Origin of the sequence: Sphingopyxis sp. H050, from assembly GCF_001468265.1 — a bacterium.
Taxonomy (GTDB): domain Bacteria; phylum Pseudomonadota; class Alphaproteobacteria; order Sphingomonadales; family Sphingomonadaceae; genus Sphingopyxis.
Map to the genome: position 1 here is coordinate 69194 of NZ_LNRZ01000001.1, position 19153 is coordinate 88346.

Here is a 19153-nt window from a genome sequence, read left to right on the forward strand (position 1 = left end):
GGCTTTATGCGCGGCGAAGCGGGGTTGCTGGACGATCTGAAGGACCTCGCGATCCCCTTCGCCGCCCATGAGCATGTCGCGGTGTTCACCGTTGCCGAAAGCGACGCGGTGAACGCCGCGATCGCCGGTGCGCACACCAAGAACCTCTTTCTCAAGGACAATGGCGGCGCCTTCTGGCTGGTGACGGTGCCATCCGAAGCACGCGTCGACCTGAAAGCCTTGCCCGCGGCGATCGGCAGCAAGCGGGTGAGCTTCGGCAAGGCCGACGACATGCAACGGCTGCTCGGCGTTGCGCCCGGCTCGGTGACGCCGCTGGCTGCCATCAATGCGCGGCCGGGCAGTATCACCGTTGCACTCGACGAGAGGCTGGCGGCGGCGGACACGGTCAACGTCCACCCGCTGCGCAACACCGGCACGCTCGGCCTGTCGGGCCCGGCGATCCTGCGCCTGCTGCGGCATTGGGGGCATGCGCCGCTGGTGGCGGCGATTCCCGCGCAAGCCGGCTAGCGGCCCCCGAACAGCGCGGGGTTCTTGAACCCCTTGGCCAGATGGTCGATCCATGCGCGCACGAGCGGCGGCAATCCCGTGCGCGTGGTGAAGACGAGATGGACGATCCCATCCTCGCTCCGCCATTCGGGCAGGACATGGACGAGCGTTCCGGCGCGCAGTTCGGCGGCGCAGGCGTGGTCGGGCAGCATCGCGACCCCAAGGCCCGCGAGCGCGGCGGCGCGGATCGCGGTGAAATCGCCGCAACTGAGGCGCGGGGTGTGGCGGACATTCTCGATCGTGCCCCCAGGACCTTCGAGCCGCCAGACCACCTCGCCATCCTCGCCCGACGAACTGAGCGTGGGCGTGTCGGCGAGCGCCTCGATCCCGCGGCCCGCCATCCGGTTCGCGAGCGCGGGGCTGGCAATCAGGATGCGGCGGCTGTGCGCCAGCGTCCGCATCGTCAGCGCGGCATCGCTGTCGAGCTTGACGCGCACGCGGAGCGCGACGTCGATCCGCTCGGCGATGATGTCGACGGGGCGGTCGGCGGCGACGATCTGCACATGCCCCTTGGGATAGAGCGTCAGGAACTCGGGGATCAGGTCGGACACGATCGCGACGAGGCCGGTGGGGCACGCCATGCGCACGGTGCCGCGCGGTTCGCTGAGGCTCGCCTCGACCAGCGCCTCCGCACGCTCGGCCGCGGCCACCGCCAGTTGGGCTTGCGCGTGGAAGGCAAGGCCGATGTCGGTGACGCGGAAGCGCCGCGACGAGCGTTCGATGAGGCGCGCACCCAGCCTCTCCTCCAAGGCCGCGATGCGGCGGCTGAGCTTCGATTTGGGAAGGCGCAGCGCGCGGCCTGCGGGCGCGAAACCGCCGTTCGTCACCACCGCATCGAAGTAGCGCAGATCATTGAGGTCCTGCATGATTATCGTTCTATTGATAGAACGATAAGTGTCAATATTGCCGACTACAGCTCGTATCGTTGCGCAATTATCTCCTTTTCATCGGACGGCGAACGGTTCGCCGCCGCGGATAAGGAGAATGACCATGACCTATGATCTCAAGGGCAAAGTGGCGGTCGTGACCGGTGGGAACAGCGGTATCGGCCTCGGCATCGCGCAGGAACTCGCCGCGCAGGGCGCAAAGGTGTTCGTGACGGGTCGCCGGCAGGAAGAACTCGACGCCGCCGTCAAGGCGATCGGCCATGGCGCCGTCGGTGTGCAGGGCGACGTCACCAGCTTCGCCGACCTCGACCGCCTCTATGACGTCGTCCAGCAGCATGGCGCGCCGATCGACATCCTCGTCGCCAACGCGGGCGGTGGCAGCTTCGCGCCGCTCGGCGCGATCAGCGAGGAGGATTTCGACAAGACCTTCGGGCTCAATGTGAAGGCGACGCTGTTCACGGTGCAGAAGGCGCTGCCGCTGCTGCGCGACGGCGCGTCGGTGATCCTGACCGGATCGACCAGCTCGACCCGCGCACTGCCGGCCTTCAGCGTCTATAGCGCGACCAAGGCCGCCATCCGCAACTTCGCGCGCGGCTGGATCCTCGACCTCAAGGACCGCAAGATCCGGGTCAATGTTCTCGCGCCCGGCGGCACGCGGACACCGGGCCTGCACGGGGTGGCCGGCGGCGATGCCGGATGGGACGAGTTCGAGGCGGGTCTGTCGGCCGGGGTTCCGCTCGGCCGCCTTGCCGAACCGCGCGAAATTGGCAAGGTTGCGGCCTTCCTGGCCTCGGATGCTGCGAGCTATGTCAATGGTGTCGAGCTCTTCGTCGACGGCGGGTTCGCCCAGATTTGATCGGCCCGATTTTCGTCCGGCCCCGTCGTCCCGCGCGGACGGCGGGGTTGCGCGTTTCGGGCGCGCGCGTCACAAGGCGTGATGCCCATTGAAACCCTCTCCACCGTCCGCAGCCATGGCGGTACGCAAGGCGTGTATAAACATGCCAGCACCACCACCGGCACCGATATGACCTTTGCCGTCTATGTCCCCGACCACGCGCCCGGTGCCAAGCTGCCGGTGCTCTGGTATCTTTCGGGGCTGACCTGCACCCACGCCAATGTGATGGAGAAGGGCGAATATCGCGCCGCCTGCGCCGAGCATGGCGTCATCTTAATCGCCCCCGATACCAGCCCGCGCGGCGAGGGGGTTCCCGACGATCCCGAGGGCGCATGGGATTTCGGGCTCGGCGCGGGCTTCTATGTCGACGCGACCGAGGAGCCGTGGGCGAAGAACTACCGGATGCGCTCCTATATCGAGGACGAGCTGCCCTCGCTGGTGCTCCGCAATTTCGCGAGCGCCGACCTGACGCGGCAGGCGATCACCGGCCATTCGATGGGCGGGCACGGTGCGCTGACCATTGGCCTGCGTAATCAGGACCGCTTCCGCTCGGTCTCGGCCTTTTCGCCGATCGTGGCGCCGTCGCAATGTCCGTGGGGCGAGAAAGCGCTGACCGGGTATCTCGGCGACAATCGCGAGGACTGGTATGCCTATGACGCGTGCATGCTGCTCGATCAGGGGCTGCGCGTGCCCGACCTGCTCGTCGACCAAGGCGATGCCGATACCTTCCTCGCCGACCAGCTCAAGACCGAGCTGCTGGTCGAGGCTTGCGAACGCAACGGACAAAAAGCGGAGATCCGGATGCAGCCTGGATACGACCACAGCTATTATTTCATCTCGACCTTCATGGCCGAGCATGTCGCGTGGCATGCGGAAAGGTTGAAGGCTTGAGCTGCCTGTAGTGCCCGTTCGTGTCGAGCGAAGTCGAGACACCCATCGTCGTGCTTGGCTTCACGGCATCTCGACTTCGCTCGATGCGAACGGAAATCTAGCGGTGCTCGGGGATCAACAGGCTTGACCCCGTCGTCCGCCCTGCCTCCAGATCGGCATGCGCCCGGGCCGCGTCCTCCAGCGAATAGCGTTGGCCGACCGTAATCTTCACCGCCCCGCTCTCGATCATCTCGAACACGCGCGCGGCGCCCGCGGCGCGCTCGCCGGGGTGGAGATAATAGTCGAACAGCGTCGGGCGCGTCACGAATTGCGAGCCGTGCTGGGCGAGGACGCCGAGGTTGACCCCGGTCACCGCGCCGCCGGCATTGCCATAGCTGACGATCAGCCCGCGCCGCGCCGTGGCCTTCAATGAGCTCGCCCAGGTCGCCATGCCGATTCCGTCGAAGGTCACGGGCACGCCCTGGCCGTCGGTGATTTCGCGAACATGCGCGGCGACATCGTCCGCCTTGTAGCGGATGACATGGTCGGCGCCGGCCTCGCGCGCGGCATGTTCTTTCGCTTCGGTGCTGACGGTGCCGATCACCGTCGCGCCGATCGCCTTCAGCCATTGGACGAGGATCAGCCCGACCCCGCCCGCCGCAGCGTGGACGAGCACCGGCCAGCCGGCCTCGACCTTGGCGCAGCGCTCGACGAGCATCTCGGCCGTGCACGCTTTCAGCAGCCCGGCGGCGGCGGTTTCGTCGTCGATATCAGGGGGAAGCTTGAACAGCGACGCCGCGCCAATCATCCGCGCACTGGCGTAGGCATTGCGTTCGGGGCCGAAGGTCGCGGCGCGATCGCCGGGCTGGAAGCCATGGACGTCGGGGCCGACCGCGACCACCTCGCCGGCGGATTCGACGCCGAGGCCGCCTGGCAGTTCAACCGGATAAGTCCCGTCGCGGTGATAGATGTCGAGATAGTTGAGCCCGACCGCGGTCTGGCGGAGCAGCACCTGTCCCGGGCCGGGTTCGCCGAGCGTCACCTCGCGCCAGTCGATGACCTCGGGTCCGCCCTGGCTTTCGATAAAGGCTTCGATCGCTTTCATGCGCCGCTCTCCTGCTGTCCGGACCATCTGGTGGACCGGAACATAGAGCGCAAGGGCGCTGCGGCAAAAGCCCCTCCCCGTCGGGGGAGGGGTTTATGGCTCACTTCGACGGACGGCGCGGACTGCGTTGGCCGTAGGGCTTGGGCTTGTAGCGGTCATTGCCGCCCGGCGCGCCCGGACCACGCGGACCGCGCGGACCCGAACGATCGCCGAAGCCGCGGTCGCCGCCCGGCGCGCGGCCAAGCGTGCTGCGCGGGGCGCCGTCGCGCGGACCCTTGTCGCGCGGGCTCTTGTCGCGGCGCGGCGGATAGGTCGGGCCGTCGGGTGCGGGGGTGATCGCGACGCCGCTGTCGTCTTCGCCGTCCTGATTGGCCGTGCGCACCACCGCCTCGGCAAAGCGGTCGGCGATCGCGCGCGGGATGTTGAACATCGTCTCCTTGGGACCGATGCGGATCGCGCCGATCTCGTTCTTGCTCACATGGCCGCGGCGGCAAAGCAGCGGCAGGATCCAGCGGGGGTCGGCGTTTTGATGGCGCCCGATGTTGAGGCGGAACCACACCGCATCCTCGAACCCTTCGCGACGGTCTCCGCCGCGTTCGGGACGTTCGAAACGCTCGCCGCGCTCGGGGCGGCCAGTGGCATCGCGCCCGCGCGGGCCATTGTCGAGCAGATCCTCGGGCGGCGGCATGAGCGCGCGGTGCGCCTGCACGAGCGACGCGGCGATGTCCTCGGGGGTGCGCTCGGCCATCAGGCGCTGGGCGAGCTCGATATCCTCGGCCTCATGCTCGACCGGGGTGAGCAGCTTTTCCATCAGCCGTTCCTGATCGCGCTTGCGCACGTCGGCGGCGGTCGGCGCATCCATCCATTCGGCGTTGATGCGCGCCCCGCGCAGCATGCCGTCGACGCGGCGGCGGCGCGGATAGGGGACGATGATCACCGCGGTGCCCTTTTTGCCCGCGCGGCCGGTGCGGCCCGAACGGTGCTGGAGCGCCTCGGCATCGCGCGGAATTTCGACGTGGATGACGAGGCTGAGCGTCGGCAGGTCGATACCGCGCGCGGCGACGTCGGTCGCGACGCAGACCTTGGCGCGGCGGTCGCGCAGCGCCTGCAGCGCGTGGTTGCGTTCGTTCTGGCTATGCTCGCCGGACAGGGCAACCGCGGAGAAGCCGCGCTCGACGAGGCTCGCGTGCAGGCGGCGGACATTGTCGCGCGTCGCGCAGAACAGCATCGCGGTTTCGGCATCGTGGAGGCGGAGCAGGTTGACGACCGCGCCCTCGATATCGGCTGGGGCGACGGTTACCGCCTGATAGGCGATGTCGCCATGGCCGCGGTCTTCGCCGACGGTCGAGATGCGCAAGGCATCCTGCTGGTAGCGCTTGGCGAGCTGGACGATCGGCTTCGGCAGTGTTGCCGAGAACAGCAAGGTGCGGCGCGTCGCCGGGGTGGCGTCGAGGATTTCCTCGAGGTCGTCGCGAAAGCCCATGTCGAGCATTTCGTCGGCCTCGTCGAGGATCGCGACGCGGAGCGCCGACAGGTCGAGTGCGCCGCGTTCGAGGTGATCGCGCAGGCGTCCCGGCGTGCCGACGACGATCTGCACGCCCTGACCCAATGCGCGGCGTTCCTTGCTGGCGTCCATGCCGCCGACGCAGGTCGCGATGCGCGCGCCGGCCTTGGCATAGAGCCAGCCGAGTTCGCGGCTGACCTGCAGCGCGAGCTCGCGCGTCGGTGCGACGATCAGCGCGAGCGGCGAGGTGGCGAAGGGCAGGCGATCACCCTCGATCAGCTCGTCGGCCATCGCGAGGCCGAAGGCGACGGTCTTGCCCGAGCCGGTCTGCGCCGAAACGAGCAGGTCGCGGCCCTTGGCTTCGGCTTCGGTGACCTGCGACTGGACGGGGGTGAGCGCTTCATAGCCGCGCGCGGTAAGGGCGTCCGAAAGGACGGGAGAAAGCGTATCGAAAGGCATGTTGTTCTTCTTATCCTGTGCGGCAAAGCTGCCGTGGTTTGTTCTTCGCCGCCCGGGATTCGGTTCGGGTCTGATGCCCGGTTCCGAACAATTGGGTCGTGGATGCTGAAACTGCATTCAGCATGACGAGGAATTGTTTGGGTTTTTCCTAAAGAGCTTGGCCCGCCGCGTGTCCGCTGGCCCATGCCCATTGAAAATTATAGCCGCCCAGCCACCCGGTGACGTCCACGGCTTCGCCGACCGCATACAGTCCCGGGACGCTTTTGGCCATCATTGATTGCGAGGACAGGTTTGCGGTTGAAATTCCGCCGACGGTAACCTCGGCCTTCGCGAAGCCTTCGGTGCCGTTGGGGTGAAAGGCCCAGCGCGCGAGGCGCGCCTCGGCCTCGGCGAGCTTGCGGTCGGTCTGCGCGCCAAGTTCGCCGGGGAGCGCGAGCCGATCGGCAAGCGTCTGCGCGAGGCGGTCGGGGAGGGCGATCGCCGAGGCGAGCGTTGCGCGCGGCCTTGTGCGCTTGGCTTCGACCAGCCAGCCCGGCCCGGCGTCGGGCAGGAAATCGATCGTCACCGGCTCGCCATGACGCCAATAGCTGCTGATCTGGAGGATCGCTGGGCCGGAGAGGCCCTTGTGCGTGAAGAGCGCGGCCTCGCGAAAGGCCGCCTTGCCCGCGCGCGCCTCGACGGGCGTTGCGACGCCCGACAGGTCGCGGAACAACACATCGTCGCCGCCGAGCGTCAGCGGGACGAGCGCCGGGCGCGGCTCAACCACCTTGAGCCCGAACCGGCGAGCGAGGTCATAGGCAAAGCCGGTCGCTCCCATTTTCGGGATCGACGGCCCGCCGGTCGCGATGACGAGATTGGGCGCCGTAAACGACAGCTCGCCAAATCGAACGGTGAAACTGCCGTCCGCGTGCGTCACCCCGCCCACCGGCTGGCCGCAGCGGACGTCGACGGCGCCTTTCGCGCATTCCTCGAGCAGCAGCGCAACGATCTGCTTCGCCGAGCCGTCGCAGAAGAGCTGGCCGAGCGTCTTTTCATGGTGCGCGATGCCGTAGCGGTCGACGAGCGCGATGAAGTCGGCGGGTGTGTAGCGCGCGAGCGCCGACTTGGCGAAATGCGGGTTCGCCGAGATATAGCGGTCGGGTGCGGTGTGGATGTTGGTGAAATTGCAGCGGCCGCCCCCCGAAATGAGGATTTTCTTGCCGACCTGGTCGGCGTGGTCGAGCAACAGGACGCGCCGGCCCCTTTGCCCCGCGACCGCGGCGCACATCAGTCCGGCCGCGCCGGCACCCAGCACGATGGCGTCGTAACTCGTCATGTGACGTCTAGTGAAGCTTTGCGATCGACAGGCCGTCGGCCTTGGCGCGGACCTTCACCGATTCCTCACTGCGGGTAAGCGCTTTCGCGATAGCCTTCAGCGCCATGCCCTTCTTGGCGAGCGTGTGGAGCTTGTCGATCTCGGCCGCGGTCCAGGGCTGTTTGTGGCGTTCGAACTTGTCCTTCATGCCATGACCTCCGGATCGGCGGCGGCGGCGAGGACGGTGATGGCATCCTCGCGGCCCTGAAATTCGACCATGTCACCCGCTTCGGCGCCCATCAAGGCGCGGCCCAAGGGCGCGGTAAAGGCGATGCGGCCCGCGGTGGGATCGGCCTCGTCGTGACCGACGATCGTCACCGTGCGTTCGGCACCGTTCAGGGCATAGGACACGCGGCTGCCGATGCGGACGACGTCGTCTTCCACCGGCGCCTGGACTTCGGCGGTCGCCTTGCGGGTGTTGAAATAGCGAAGCTGACGCTGCAGCTTCTTGCGCGCGTCGTCGTCCGTCTCGGCCGCGACCGCGGCTTCGAGCCGCGCGACCGCTTCGCCGAGCAGGCGCAGTCCGCGAGGCGTGACAAGGTTCGCGCCGACCGGAATCGGCAGCTCATATTCGGGCTCTTTATGCTCGTCGTCGCTCTCGCGGCGGAAGGCTACGCTCATCGTCCGGTTCCTGATTGAGGGGCGCCTCTGGCCCATGAAGGTGGCGATTTAAAGGCGTGGCCGCGTAACCACGGCGCGCCCGCCCGCGAACCATGGACGATGCCATCCCCCGCATCATCCATTTTCCAAGGGAGTATCCACATGACCAACACGCTGAAACTGTCGCTGGCCGCCTCGGCCATTCTCGCCATGGCCGCCGGGAACGCGGTCGGCAGCACCGCCGTCGCCGCCGAAGGCAAGACGGAGAAATGCTTCGGCATTGCGCTGAAGGGCAAGAACGACTGCGCCGCGGGTCCGGGTACGAGCTGCGCCGGCACCGCGACCGTCGACTATCAGGGCAACGCCTGGAAGAGTGTCAAGGCCGGCACCTGCGTCAAGATGGGCGGCACGCTGACCGCGCACAAGGGCAATGCGAAGCCGGTTCCCAAGAAGGGCTGATCTTGTCTGTCCCCCCGCTACACTCGCTGCCGCCGCGTGCCGGCATAGGGCTTCGATCCCGGCACTATGCCGACGTGCTCGATGCGGCGGAGCGGGGGGCGGCGCCCGCCTGGGTCGAAGTTCACCCCCAAAATTACTTCGGCGCAGGCGGGCCACCGCATCGCTGGCTGACCGCGATCGCGGAGTATCTGCCGCTCAGCTTTCATTCGGTCGGGCTGTCGCTGGGCTCGGCGTCGGGTGTCGACGCCGATGAACTGGAAGCGCTCGCGGCGCTGTGCGATCGCTACGCGCCGGCGATGGTCTCCGACCACCTCAGCTGGAGCAACGGGCCGCACGACAAATTTCCCGACCTGCTTCCGATTCCCTACACGCACGCCGCGCTCGATCATTTCGCGGCGCAGGTCGGCCGCGTCCAGGACCGGCTCGGCCGGAGCATGCTGATCGAAAATCCTTCGCGCTATCTCGCTTATGCGAAAAGCGATTGGGACGAAGTGCAATTCCTCCACGAACTCTGCCGCCGCAGCGGCTGCGGCCTGCTGCTCGACATCAACAATGTCGAGGTGTCGGCGTTCAATCTGGGGCTCGATCCCGCGCCCTGGCTCGATGCCTTCGATCCGGCGCTCGTCGGCGAGATCCATGTCGCCGGCCATGCGGTCAAGGATGACGATATGGGCGGCCGGATCGCGATCGACGATCATGGCTCGCCGGTGCGTTCGAGCTGCTGGGACTTGCTCGTCCGTTTTCTGCGGCGCGCGGGACCGAAGCCGGTGCTCGTCGAATGGGACACCGACGTTCCCGACTTCGCTGTGCTGATGGCCGAAGCTGCGACAGCCGGCCGGCTGATCGAACCCGTCGATGCTTGAGCGCGAACAGACGGCCATCGCGGCGACGCTGCTGCATGGGCCCGATCATTTGCCCGCCGGGTTGTTCGCGGGCGACGATGCGGCGGTGCTGCGCGGCCTCAGCGTCCATGCCAATACCGTTTCGCACGCCCGGCTCGTTGCGCTCGAAGACACGTTTCCACGGACGCGCGAACATCTGGGCGACGCCGAATTCAATCGCCAGTCGCGCGCCTTCGTCGAGGGCGGCGGCGCCGAAGCGCTCGCGCTGCCGGACATCGGCCGCGATTTCGCCGGGTGGCTGGCTGATCCCCTCGCGGCGGACGTTGCGTGCATCGAATGGGCCTGGCTCGAAAGCTATCATGCCGCCGAAGCCGATCCGCTGCGCCTTGCCGACCTGGCGGGACAGGATGAGGCGACGCTGCTGCGCCTGCCGGTTCGTCTTCACCCCGCTGCGCGGATCGTCACGCTGACCAGCGATGCCGCGCCGGTTGTCGATGCCGCGCTGCCGTCGGGGACCACCGCGCTGCTCGTCATACGTCCAGCCGCCGAGGTGCGGCTGTTGGCGCTGCACCCGGCCGAAGACGCCGCGCTCGATCTGGCAAAGGAAATTTCGCCGCTCGGTAACCCGATCGCCCGGCTCGCCGAACAGCATCCAGACGGTGGCGCCGCAATCGCCGCGCTGATCGACGCAGGGGCATTTGAAAAGGTTTGAGAGATGAATCGCATTGTCGCCTTTTACGACCGCGGCGTGGCGATCGCCGCGTCCCGAATTCCCGAATCGATCGCCTTGTTCCTGCTCCGCCTCGCGCTTGCCGGCGTTTTCTGGCGTTCGGGCCAGACCAAGGTGGTCGAAGGCAGTTTTCTGCAGATCGACCCGTCGCAATACGACCTGTTCGCGTCGGAATTTTCGGGGCTGCCGCTCGACCCGGTGATTGCGGTGCCGCTGACCACCTATGCCGAGCATTTCTTTCCCATCCTGCTGCTCCTTGGTCTCGCGACCCGCTTCTCCGCCGGCGCGCTGCTGGTGATGACCTTGGTCATCCAGATCTTCGTCTTTCCCGATGCCTGGTGGCCGGTGCATTCGCTGTGGGTCGCGATGGCGGCGATCCTGATCGTGCGCGGCGGCGGGCTGTTTTCGCTCGACGCGCTGCTTGCTAGGGTGCGTGCGAAATGAGCCTCGACGAACCTTCGCTCGCGCGCCTGATGGCCGCCTCGCAGCGGGGGGACCGTGCGGCCTACCGCGCGCTGCTCGGCGATTGCCGCCAGTGGCTGTCGCGCTATTTCGCGCGCCGCATCGCCCCCCATCATATCGACGATCTGGTGCAGGAAACGCTGGTGTCGATGCACCGCAAGCTTGCGACGTGGGATTCGGGCCGACCGTTCCTGCCTTGGCTCGCCGCGATCGCGCGCTATCGCTGGATCGACATGCTGCGCCGCCAGCGCGACGAGGCCGAACTCGGCGACAATGACGCCGCCGTCGGCGCCGAAGACGAGGCGGTGCATGCGCGGCTCAGCATTGACCATCTGATGACCTTGCTCCCGCCGAAGCAGGCGCAGGCGATCACGCTGGTCAAGATCGAGGGCGCCTCGATCGCCGAGGCATCGAAGATTTGCGGCCAGAGCGAGTCGCTGGTCAAAGTGAATATCCACCGCGGGCTGAAGAAGCTCGCGCAATTGATTGAAAGCGAATGACAATGAGCGACGCATCGATCGACGCGCTGATCGACGGGCTGGCCGACGACCTGGAACCCGTAAAGCCTCGGCGCCTGCTCTTCGGCAGCCTGTGGGTCGCCGCGGGCTGGCTGATCGGTGCCGCCGGCCTGCTCTGGCTGCTCGGCATGCGGCACGATCTGGCGGCGGGCGCGATGATGGCACCGCTGCCGATGCTCGCCTTCTGGCTGATCGTCGCGCTCGGCCTGTCGGCGGCGTGGAGTGCGCTGCGCATGGGCCTGCCCGGCGTCGGGCGCGACTATAGCGGCTGGCGCTGGGCGGGCTTGGCCTCCCTGGCGCTGCCGCTCACCGCGATCTTCATGGGCTTCGGCGACAGCCATGGGGCGATCGAAGCGATGAAGCCGCAGAACGGCCTGCGCTGCACGATCGATGGGCTGATCGCCGGCCTCGGCGTCGGGGCGGCGCTCTTCTGCTGGCTCAAGGCCAGCGCGCCGACCTCGCCCACGCGCGCGGGCTGGGTGATCGGGATTGCCGCGGGGGCCGCCGGAGCGACGATCGTCGCGCTCCATTGCTCGTCGGGCGACATGGTTCATATCGCGTTCTGGCACGGTCTGGCAGTGGGGCTTTCGGGCGTCGCCGGACGGATAGTCCTTCCGCGCTGGCTGCGCTGGTAAGCGCCGCTGGACAGTCTCTCCTTTGTGTGTTATCAGTATAACACACAAAGGAGATTGAGGCATGCGTAACTGGACGATCACCGCTCTTCCGCTGGCCTTCGCGCTGGCGGTCACCGCCTGCAGCGCCGAAGTGACGTCGGACAAGGCAGACGGCAAGCGAACGGTGGAGGCCGGGCCGACGGTGACGCAGAGCTTCGGCCTCAAGGGTTTCACCGGCGTCAAGGTCGCCGGCCCCGACGACGTCACCATCCGTCAGGGCGACGCCTTTGCGATCACCGCCAAGGGATCGAAGGGCGAGATCGACGAGTTGGAGATCGTGCTTGACGGTGATGTGCTGTCGATCGGCCGCAAGCGCTCGGGCTTCACCTTCAGCGACCATGACGGCAATGGATTGCAGATCGCGATCACCATGCCGAAACTCACCACGTTGCGGCTGACCGGTTCGGCCTCGATCGACGCCGACTCCGTCGATGGCGACGCGGTCGAGGCGGTCGTCACCGGGTCGGGCGACCTCAAGGTCGCGAAGCTGACGGGCAAAAGCGCCGAGCTCACCATTTCCGGTTCGGGCGATATCGAGATCGGCGGCGGCACCATCGGCACCGGCGGCTATAACGTCACCGGATCGGGCAGCATCGACGCCGACGGTTTGGTCGCCGACACGCTCGACGTGTCGATCACCGGATCGGGCGACGTCGATGCGCAGGCGACCGGCGCGGCCGATATCAGCATCCTGGGATCGGGCGACGCGAACATCAGCGGCGGCGGCAAATGCACGACCAAGGCGCTGGGATCGGGCACTGCGACCTGCAAGTGACGCGTCGCTGGCGCCGCCATGCCTTCCGGGCTAAGGCGGCGCCATGACCAGTTTTTCGCGCTGGGCCGCATTCGCGGCCACCGCCCTGCTTTTCACCGGCCCCGCGACGGCGGCCGAGAAGCGTTACGGCCTCACCAGCTTCGAGGTGATCGAGGTCAATGCCGATGTCGTCGTCGAGGTGACGACGCGCGCGCCGGTCAGCGCGATCGCGACCGGGCCGCAGGGCGAGCTCGACCGCCTTGTGCTGGAGGCGCGCGACGGGCGGCTGGTGATCAGCGAAAAGAAATATGCGGGCGACGAGGAGCGGGCCTCGCCGCAGGGCGTCGTGACGATCCGCATCAACGCCGCGAACCTCCGCTCGGCGACGCTCGCCGGGGCCGGGTCGCTAACCATCGACCGACTGCGAGGCGCGCGCGTCGCGGTCGGCCTGCGCGGCCCAGGCGCGCTGGCGGTCGGCGAAATCGCCGCCGACCGGCTGGACGTCGCGATGGTCGGCAACGGCAGCGTGACGCTCGCGGGCAAGGCGAAGGCCGGCCAGATGACGCTGTCGGGCGCGAACAGGCTCGATGCCGGACGCTTGGCCGTCGACGATCTGGTCAGCGACAGCGAGGGCGCGGGCGACCATGTATTGAGCGCGGTCAAGACCGCGGCGATCACCGCGCGCGGGATCGGACAGACGGTCGTGCTGGGCCGGCCGGCGTGTACCGTCCGCAATATCGGCAGCGGATCGGTGACCTGCGGGGCCAAGAAATAGCATCGCCGGGCGCCCGGCACGATCGCGCCGATCAAAGCGGTGGCGCGTTCCATCCCCCGCGATTATAGCCCCGGCACCTTGCCGACCCGCCTCTATCAGCGATTGAGTCAGCTAAGCCCCGTCCGCGCGGCGCCCTATGGCGATCAGCTCGCAATCGGGACGGGGCGGCGCGCGCTGGCGCTGAGCCTGTCGGTTCTGATCCCCGCGCTCCTCCTGTTCCTGCTGCTCTATCTGGGCGCGGAAAAGCCGCCCATGTTCAAGGACGCGCGCGTCACCGTCGTGAGCCTCGAGGCAACCGAAATTTCGGAAGAAGCGCCCAAGCCCGACAACCAGCCGCGCGAACGGAGCGACGAGCCGTCGACATCGCCGCGGCCCCAACCGCTGCCGCCGGCACCGATCCAGCCCTTGCCCGCGCCGGCGGCCGAGCCGCAAAGCGCGCCAAAACTTCCGACGCCGAGCGAGCAGCCGCCGACGCCGCAAATTCCCCCTAGCGCCCGGCCGCCCGCCGGCCCGGTCTATGGCCCGCCCAATATCGGCGGCGCCTCCTCCTCCAGCGATACAAAGCGCGTGGGCACGGCGCCCAACGGCGAGCCGCTCTATGCCGCTGCCTGGTATCGCGAGCCGAGCGATGGTGAGCTGCGCGGCTATCTCTCCACCGCGAATGGACCCGGCTGGGGTCTGATCGCGTGCCGCACCGTCGCCGATTTCCGGGTGGAGGACTGCGTCGCGCTCGACGAGTATCCCAGCGGATCGCAGATCAACCGGGCTGTCCTCGCCGCCGCGTGGCAGTTCCGCGTCCGGCCGCCGCGCCTCGGCGGGCGGTCGCAGGTGGGCGCGTGGGTGCGGATCCGGATCGATTACGCGACGGGTCGGCGCTAGGGCTTAGCCCTGGTGCCCCGCAGCGCCGAGCCCGTCGATCTTCTTCGACTGTTTCGCGATCAGCCCGGGGAAGAAGCGCGCGAGACGCGACAGGCGCTTCGCCATCTTGCCGACGGTGACATGGACCTTGGCGCCATGCACCGCCTCCCACGCAGCTTCGCCGACGCGCTCGACGGGGACGATTTCGAAGCCGCTTTCGGACAGGCGATTGCGCGCCGGTTCGTTGCTGTCGGCGCTGACCTGATCCAGCAACGGCGTGTCGATGAAGCCCGGCATCAGCGAGCGCACCTTGATGCCGTGCTTGGCGAATTCGATTTCGAGCGCCTCGGTAAGCCCGCGCACCGCGAACTTCGTCGCCGAATAAACGGCAAGGCCCGCCACGCCATAAAAGCCCGACGCCGAGCCGGTGTTGAGGATCGTCGATCCGGGGGTCGCGCGGAGCAGCGGCAACGCCATATAGATGCCGTTGACAACACCGCCGAAGTTGATCGCGATCAGCCGGTCGGCCTCCTCCGGCGCCATGTCGATATACTGGCCGCCCGATCCGATGCCGGCGTTGTTGAACAGCACATCCAGCCGCCCGCCGCTTACCGCGGCGAAGGCGTCGAGCGCGGCCCGCCACTGGTCGCGGTCGCGCACGTCCATGATGTGGCGCGACGAGGCGCCTTCCGGAAGCAGCGCCGCGGTCTCGTCGATCCCCGCCGCATTGACGTCGGCGATCCCGACGAACCAGCCCTGAGCCGCAAAATGGCGCGCCGTCGCGCGGCCGATGCCCGAACCCCCGCCGGTGATGAAAATCGCCTTCCGCGTCATGCCGACCCTCCCTTACATTTATGTCAGTGGGAGAAGAGGGCAGGCTGACGTGAACGTCAAGCGGCAATCGCGGCTTGGCAATAGCCGCCCGGCGTCGCTATCAGGACGCCGATGTCGCGCCTTTCCCTGATGCTCCTCGCCCTGCTGTCGCTCTGCCTTGCACCGTTGCAGGCGGCGGTGACGGTCAGCTTCTACAGCCATGATTTCGGCGACCGCTTTCCGCACGCCTTCATCGTCGTGAAAGGAACGGTCGATGCGACGGGCGAGGCGGTCGATGCCAATTACGGCTTCACCGCGACCTCGGTCAGCCCGGCGATCCTGTTCGGGTCGGTGAAGGGCGAGGTGCAGTCGCAGCAGGCCGACTATATCGCAAAGAGCGACCGGCAGTTCGACGTCGTCGTCGACGACGCGACTTACGCGCGGCTGATGGCGAAGGTTGCCGAGTGGCGCGACCGCAAGCAGCCCAGTTACAGCCTGAACAAATTCAACTGCGTCCATTTCGTGATGGAGTTGGCCGAAGTCGCGGGGTTGAAGGTCAACCGACAGAGCAAATTGTTCAAGAAACCGAAGAGCTTTCTTATCGAGGTGAAGGAACTCAACCCGCAATTGGGCTGATGTCGGGTATCGGCCGGTAGCGGACCTAGCTGATGTGATCCCCGGCAAAAGCCGGGGGCCCAGTTGCACCGCGGGAAGATGGGTGCCGGCTTTTGCCCGGGATCACATAAGGAAACGTCCGCTTCCCACCCCCAACCGACATCCTTGTTGCAGCCCCTAGACGCGCGGCCGGTTTCACCCTATGTTCAGGGAACGGGGTGCAATAATCCGCGCTCCGGACGTGAAGAGGGGCAATTCTTGCGGTTACTTCTGACCCTTTTGGCATTGCTGACCGGCCTGGCGACCGCCGACCGGGCGGTTGCCGCGCCTGCCATGCCGGCGGCGATGGGGTCGCTCGTCATGCTCGCCGAAAGCGCGGGCAAGACCGAAGTCGCCGAGAGCGAACGCCGTCCGACCACGGCCGCGCCCGTACGGCGCACCTCGGGTAGCAGCGGCAAGCCGCGCAAGGCCGCCCCGCCGCATCTTCCAGGCCTCCTTACCGGCAGTGACCGCGCGCTCGAATAGCAGCCCCTGCTGACGCCCTGATTTGAGGGCCTCGCCTCTGCGCGCGCAGGGGCCTTTATCATATTTCGCGGCGCACCTGCCGCCCCATGCTATCAGAAATCCAAGGAAAACCATATGTTCGGCAGCATTGCCAAGAGCCTGTTCGGCTCGTCCAACGATCGCTACGTCGCCTCGATGCGCAAGATCGTCGCCAAGATCAACGCCTTCGAGCCCGAACTCGAAGCGCTGAGTGACGAGGATTTGAAGGCGCAGACACAGAATTTCCGCAACCGGCTCGCGGCCGGCGACACGCTCGACGACATCCTGCCCGAGGCCTTTGCGACGGTGCGCGAAGCATCGAAGCGCACGCTGGGCATGCGCCACTTCGACGTCCAGATGATCGGCGGCATCGTCCTTCACCGCGGCGAGATCGCCGAAATGGCGACGGGCGAGGGCAAGACGCTGATGGCGACCTTGCCCTGCTACCTCAACGCGCTGGAAGGCAAGGGCGTCCATGTCGTCACCGTCAACGACTATCTCGCCCGCCGCGACGCCGAATGGATGGGCACCGTCTATGGCTTCCTGGGGCTCACGACCGGGATCATCGTCCCGAACCTCAACGAGACGCAGCGCCGCGAGGCTTATAACGCCGACATCACCTATGCGACGAACAACGAGCTGGGGTTCGACTATCTTCGCGACAATATGAAGTTCGACCGTCAGCAGATGGTCCACCGCGAATTCAACTTCGGCATCGTCGACGAGGTCGACTCGATCCTGATCGACGAGGCGCGCACCCCGCTGATCATCTCGGGGCCCACGGACGACAAGTCCGAGCTCTACATCCGCGTCAACGAGGTGGTCCACCAGCTCGTCGAGGAGGATTATGAGAAGGATGAAAAATCCAAGTCGATCAGCCTGACCGAGGACGGCACCGAGCATGTCGAACGGCTGCTGGAGGCCGCGGGACTGCTGCAGGGCAGCAACCTCTATGACATCGAAAACACGCAGGTCGTCCATCACGTCAACCAGGCGCTGAAGGCGATCCAGATGTTCAAGGTCGACATCGACTATATCGTCAAGGACGGCAAGGTCGTCATCATCGACGAATTCACCGGCCGCATGATGGACGGCCGCCGCTGGTCCGACGGCCTGCACCAGGCTGTCGAAGCCAAGGAAGGCGTGCAGATCGAGCCCGAGAACCAGACGCTCGCCTCGATCACCTTCCAGAATTATTTCCGCATGTATCCGAAGCTCAGCGGCATGACCGGCACCGCGGCGACCGAAGCCGCGGAGTTCTTCGATATCTACAAGATGAACTGCGTCACCATCCCGACCAACCGTCCGATCGCGCGCATCGACGAGGAGGACGAGTTCTACAAGAATATCACCGACAAGTTCGGCGCCATCGCGCGCACGATCCGCGAGGCGCAAGAGCGCGGCCAGCCGGTGCTCGTCGGCACCGTGTCGATCGAGAAGTCGGAGTTGCTGTCCTCCTATCTCGAAAAGGAAGGCGTCGCGCACAGCGTGCTCAACGCGCGTTTCCACGAGAGCGAGGCGCATATCGTCGCGCAGGCGGGCCGCACCGGCGCGGTCACTATCGCAACGAACATGGCGGGCCGCGGCACCGACATCAAGCTTGGCGGCAATGAGGAGTTCCGCATCGAGGACGAGCTGCGCGATATGCCCGAAGGCCCAGAGCGCGACGCCGCCATCGCGCGCATCCAGCAGGAGGTCGCGACCGAGCGCGAGGCCGTCCGCGCCGCTGGCGGGCTGTTCGTGCTCGCCACCGAACGTCACGAAAGCCGCCGCATCGACAATCAGCTGCGCGGCCGTTCGGGGCGCCAAGGCGATCCCGGCCTGTCGAAATTCTACCTGTGTCTCGACGACGATCTGCTCCGCATCTTCGGCCCCGACACCTTGTTCTCCAAGATGATGAACAAGAATTTGGAGGATGGCGAGGCGATCGGGTCGAAGTGGCTGTCGAAGGCGATCGAGACCGCGCAGAAGAAGGTCGAAGCGCGCAACTATGACATCCGCAAGCAGGTCGTCGAATATGACAACGTCATGAACGACCAGCGCAAGGTCATCTATGAACAGCGCGGCGAGATCATCGACAGCGAGACCGTCGACGAGGTGATGGCCGCGATGCGCGCCGAAACCGTCAACGCGATCGTCGCCGACGCGTGCCCGCCGGGCAGCTATCCCGAACAGTGGAACACCGCGCAGATGCGCGAGCGCGTCCAGAACATCCTCGACTTCGATGTGCCCGTCGACGAATGGATGGAGGAAGATGCGGTCGATCCCGAACTCTTCGAAAGCCGCATCCAGGAGCGCGCCGACGCGATGGCGGCCGAAAAGGCGGCGCAGGTCGACGAGGAAACGTGGCGCGGCATCGAAAAGTCGATCCTGCTCCAGACGCTCGACCATCATTGGAAGGAGCATCTCTCGACCCTCGACGCGCTGCGTCAGGTCGTCTTCCTGCGTGCCTATGCGCAAAAGCAGCCGATCAACGAATATAAGCAGGAAGCCTTTGCGCTGTTCGAGCGCATGCTGTCCAACATCCGCGAGGATGTGACGCGCACCGTCGCGCGGATCGATTTCCAGTATCAGGAACCCGAGCCGATGCCGCTTCCCGATCTGCCAGACTTCCTGACGACGCACATCGACCCGTTCACGGGCGAGGACAACAGCGGCGACATCGACGCGGGCGAACTTGGCGTGATCGCAAACACGCTGCCGCCGATGCAGTCGCCGCGTCCCGACCTGCCCGATGGCGAAAATCCCTATGCGGCGCTCGAGATCAGCCGCAACGCGCCATGTCCGTGCGGGTCGGGTCGCAAATACAAGCATTGCCACGGGCAGTTATAACGGCGACCTTCAAAGGATCGTCATTCCGGCGAAAGCCGGGATCTCGCCGGTGGATAGG

General features: G+C 66.6%; 22 protein-coding genes. 15 read left to right on the forward strand and 7 right to left on the reverse strand.

Annotation, left to right across the window (positions count from 1 at the left end):
- The first annotated feature begins 6 nt into the window (after window positions 1-6).
- Window positions 7-507, forward strand: a complete 501-nt coding sequence (locus ATE67_RS00340; protein WP_058814722.1) for a prolyl-tRNA synthetase associated domain-containing protein — start codon at window positions 7-9, stop codon at window positions 505-507.
- Here the strand turns inward: ATE67_RS00340 and ATE67_RS00345 are convergent.
- A complete protein-coding gene (locus ATE67_RS00345) occupies window positions 504-1412 on the reverse strand; it encodes a LysR family transcriptional regulator (RefSeq protein WP_058814723.1) in 909 nt (302 codons plus the stop codon). The two genes, ATE67_RS00340 and ATE67_RS00345, sit on opposite strands and share 4 nt — an antisense overlap.
- 124 nt (window positions 1413-1536) lie before the next feature.
- On the opposite strand from ATE67_RS00345, the gene ATE67_RS00350 reads away from it, so the two are divergent.
- Together ATE67_RS00350 and fghA are read left to right on the forward strand one after the other, a co-directional pair.
- Window positions 1537-2289: an SDR family NAD(P)-dependent oxidoreductase gene (locus tag ATE67_RS00350; RefSeq protein ID WP_058815196.1), complete on the forward strand. Its 753-nt coding sequence runs from the start codon at window positions 1537-1539 to the stop codon at window positions 2287-2289.
- A gap of 81 nt (window positions 2290-2370) precedes the next feature.
- Entirely contained in the window at window positions 2371-3219 is an 849-nt protein-coding gene (gene fghA / locus ATE67_RS00355; protein ID WP_058814724.1) for an S-formylglutathione hydrolase, read from the forward strand.
- A 97-nt stretch (window positions 3220-3316) separates the two neighbouring features.
- Here the strand turns inward: fghA and ATE67_RS00360 are convergent, their stop codons facing one another.
- From ATE67_RS00360 to ATE67_RS00380, 5 genes are all read right to left on the reverse strand, one after another.
- A complete protein-coding gene (locus ATE67_RS00360) occupies window positions 3317-4303 on the reverse strand; it encodes a quinone oxidoreductase family protein (RefSeq protein WP_058814725.1) in 987 nt (328 codons plus the stop codon).
- 100 nt (window positions 4304-4403) lie between these two features.
- Entirely contained in the window at window positions 4404-6266 is a 1863-nt protein-coding gene (locus ATE67_RS00365) for a DEAD/DEAH box helicase (RefSeq protein WP_058814726.1), read from the reverse strand.
- 148 nt (window positions 6267-6414) lie between these two features.
- A complete protein-coding gene (locus ATE67_RS00370; protein WP_058814727.1) occupies window positions 6415-7581 on the reverse strand; it encodes an NAD(P)/FAD-dependent oxidoreductase in 1167 nt (388 codons plus the stop codon).
- Window positions 7582-7588: 7 nt separating this feature from the next.
- Complete coding sequence (locus tag ATE67_RS00375) at window positions 7589-7768, reverse strand: hypothetical protein (RefSeq protein WP_054724496.1); 180 nt, start codon at window positions 7766-7768, stop codon at window positions 7589-7591.
- Entirely contained in the window at window positions 7765-8241 is a 477-nt protein-coding gene (locus tag ATE67_RS00380) for a GreA/GreB family elongation factor (RefSeq protein ID WP_058814728.1), read from the reverse strand. The genes ATE67_RS00375 and ATE67_RS00380 overlap by 4 nt, the downstream gene beginning before the upstream one ends.
- 141 nt (window positions 8242-8382) lie before the next feature.
- Here ATE67_RS00380 and ATE67_RS00385 point away from each other — a divergent pair, with 141 nt between their 5' ends.
- From ATE67_RS00385 to ATE67_RS00425, 9 genes are all read left to right on the forward strand, one after another.
- Complete coding sequence (locus ATE67_RS00385) at window positions 8383-8679, forward strand: BufA1 family periplasmic bufferin-type metallophore (protein WP_058814729.1); 297 nt, start codon at window positions 8383-8385, stop codon at window positions 8677-8679.
- A gap of 2 nt (window positions 8680-8681) precedes the next feature.
- Window positions 8682-9542: an MNIO family bufferin maturase gene (gene bufB, locus ATE67_RS00390; RefSeq protein WP_058814730.1), complete on the forward strand. Its 861-nt coding sequence runs from the start codon at window positions 8682-8684 to the stop codon at window positions 9540-9542.
- A complete protein-coding gene (locus ATE67_RS00395; RefSeq protein WP_058814731.1) occupies window positions 9535-10233 on the forward strand; it encodes an HvfC/BufC family peptide modification chaperone in 699 nt (232 codons plus the stop codon). The genes bufB and ATE67_RS00395 overlap by 8 nt, the downstream gene beginning before the upstream one ends.
- A 3-nt stretch (window positions 10234-10236) precedes the next feature.
- Complete coding sequence (locus tag ATE67_RS00400; protein ID WP_058814732.1) at window positions 10237-10695, forward strand: DoxX family protein; 459 nt, start codon at window positions 10237-10239, stop codon at window positions 10693-10695.
- A complete protein-coding gene (locus tag ATE67_RS00405) occupies window positions 10692-11213 on the forward strand; it encodes a sigma-70 family RNA polymerase sigma factor (RefSeq protein WP_058814733.1) in 522 nt (173 codons plus the stop codon). Before ATE67_RS00400 ends, ATE67_RS00405 begins: the two co-directional genes overlap by 4 nt.
- A gap of 2 nt (window positions 11214-11215) precedes the next feature.
- The gene (locus ATE67_RS00410) at window positions 11216-11866 is read left to right on the forward strand and encodes an NrsF family protein (protein ID WP_058814734.1); all 651 of its coding nucleotides are present in this window, start codon (window positions 11216-11218) and stop codon (window positions 11864-11866) included.
- 61 nt (window positions 11867-11927) lie between these two features.
- Window positions 11928-12680, forward strand: a complete 753-nt coding sequence (locus ATE67_RS00415; protein ID WP_058814735.1) for a head GIN domain-containing protein — start codon at window positions 11928-11930, stop codon at window positions 12678-12680.
- A gap of 43 nt (window positions 12681-12723) precedes the next feature.
- Complete coding sequence (locus ATE67_RS00420) at window positions 12724-13434, forward strand: head GIN domain-containing protein (protein ID WP_058814736.1); 711 nt, start codon at window positions 12724-12726, stop codon at window positions 13432-13434.
- A gap of 39 nt (window positions 13435-13473) precedes the next feature.
- Window positions 13474-14313 (forward strand): hypothetical protein, encoded by an 840-nt coding sequence (locus ATE67_RS00425; protein WP_231727994.1) that lies wholly within the window; start codon window positions 13474-13476, stop codon window positions 14311-14313.
- A gap of 3 nt (window positions 14314-14316) precedes the next feature.
- On the opposite strand, the gene ATE67_RS00430 is transcribed toward ATE67_RS00425, so the two are convergent.
- Window positions 14317-15126 (reverse strand): SDR family oxidoreductase, encoded by an 810-nt coding sequence (locus ATE67_RS00430; RefSeq protein ID WP_058814737.1) that lies wholly within the window; start codon window positions 15124-15126, stop codon window positions 14317-14319.
- A gap of 111 nt (window positions 15127-15237) precedes the next feature.
- Between ATE67_RS00430 and ATE67_RS00435 the strand changes: the two genes are divergently transcribed.
- From ATE67_RS00435 to secA, 3 genes are all read left to right on the forward strand, one after another.
- Complete coding sequence (locus tag ATE67_RS00435; RefSeq protein WP_058814738.1) at window positions 15238-15741, forward strand: hypothetical protein; 504 nt, start codon at window positions 15238-15240, stop codon at window positions 15739-15741.
- A gap of 237 nt (window positions 15742-15978) precedes the next feature.
- Complete coding sequence (locus tag ATE67_RS00440; protein WP_058814739.1) at window positions 15979-16245, forward strand: hypothetical protein; 267 nt, start codon at window positions 15979-15981, stop codon at window positions 16243-16245.
- A gap of 114 nt (window positions 16246-16359) precedes the next feature.
- On the forward strand, window positions 16360-19095 hold the full coding sequence (secA, locus tag ATE67_RS00445; protein ID WP_058814740.1) for a preprotein translocase subunit SecA: 2736 nt from the start codon (window positions 16360-16362) through the stop codon (window positions 19093-19095).
- Window positions 19096-19153: the final 58 nt, after the last annotated feature.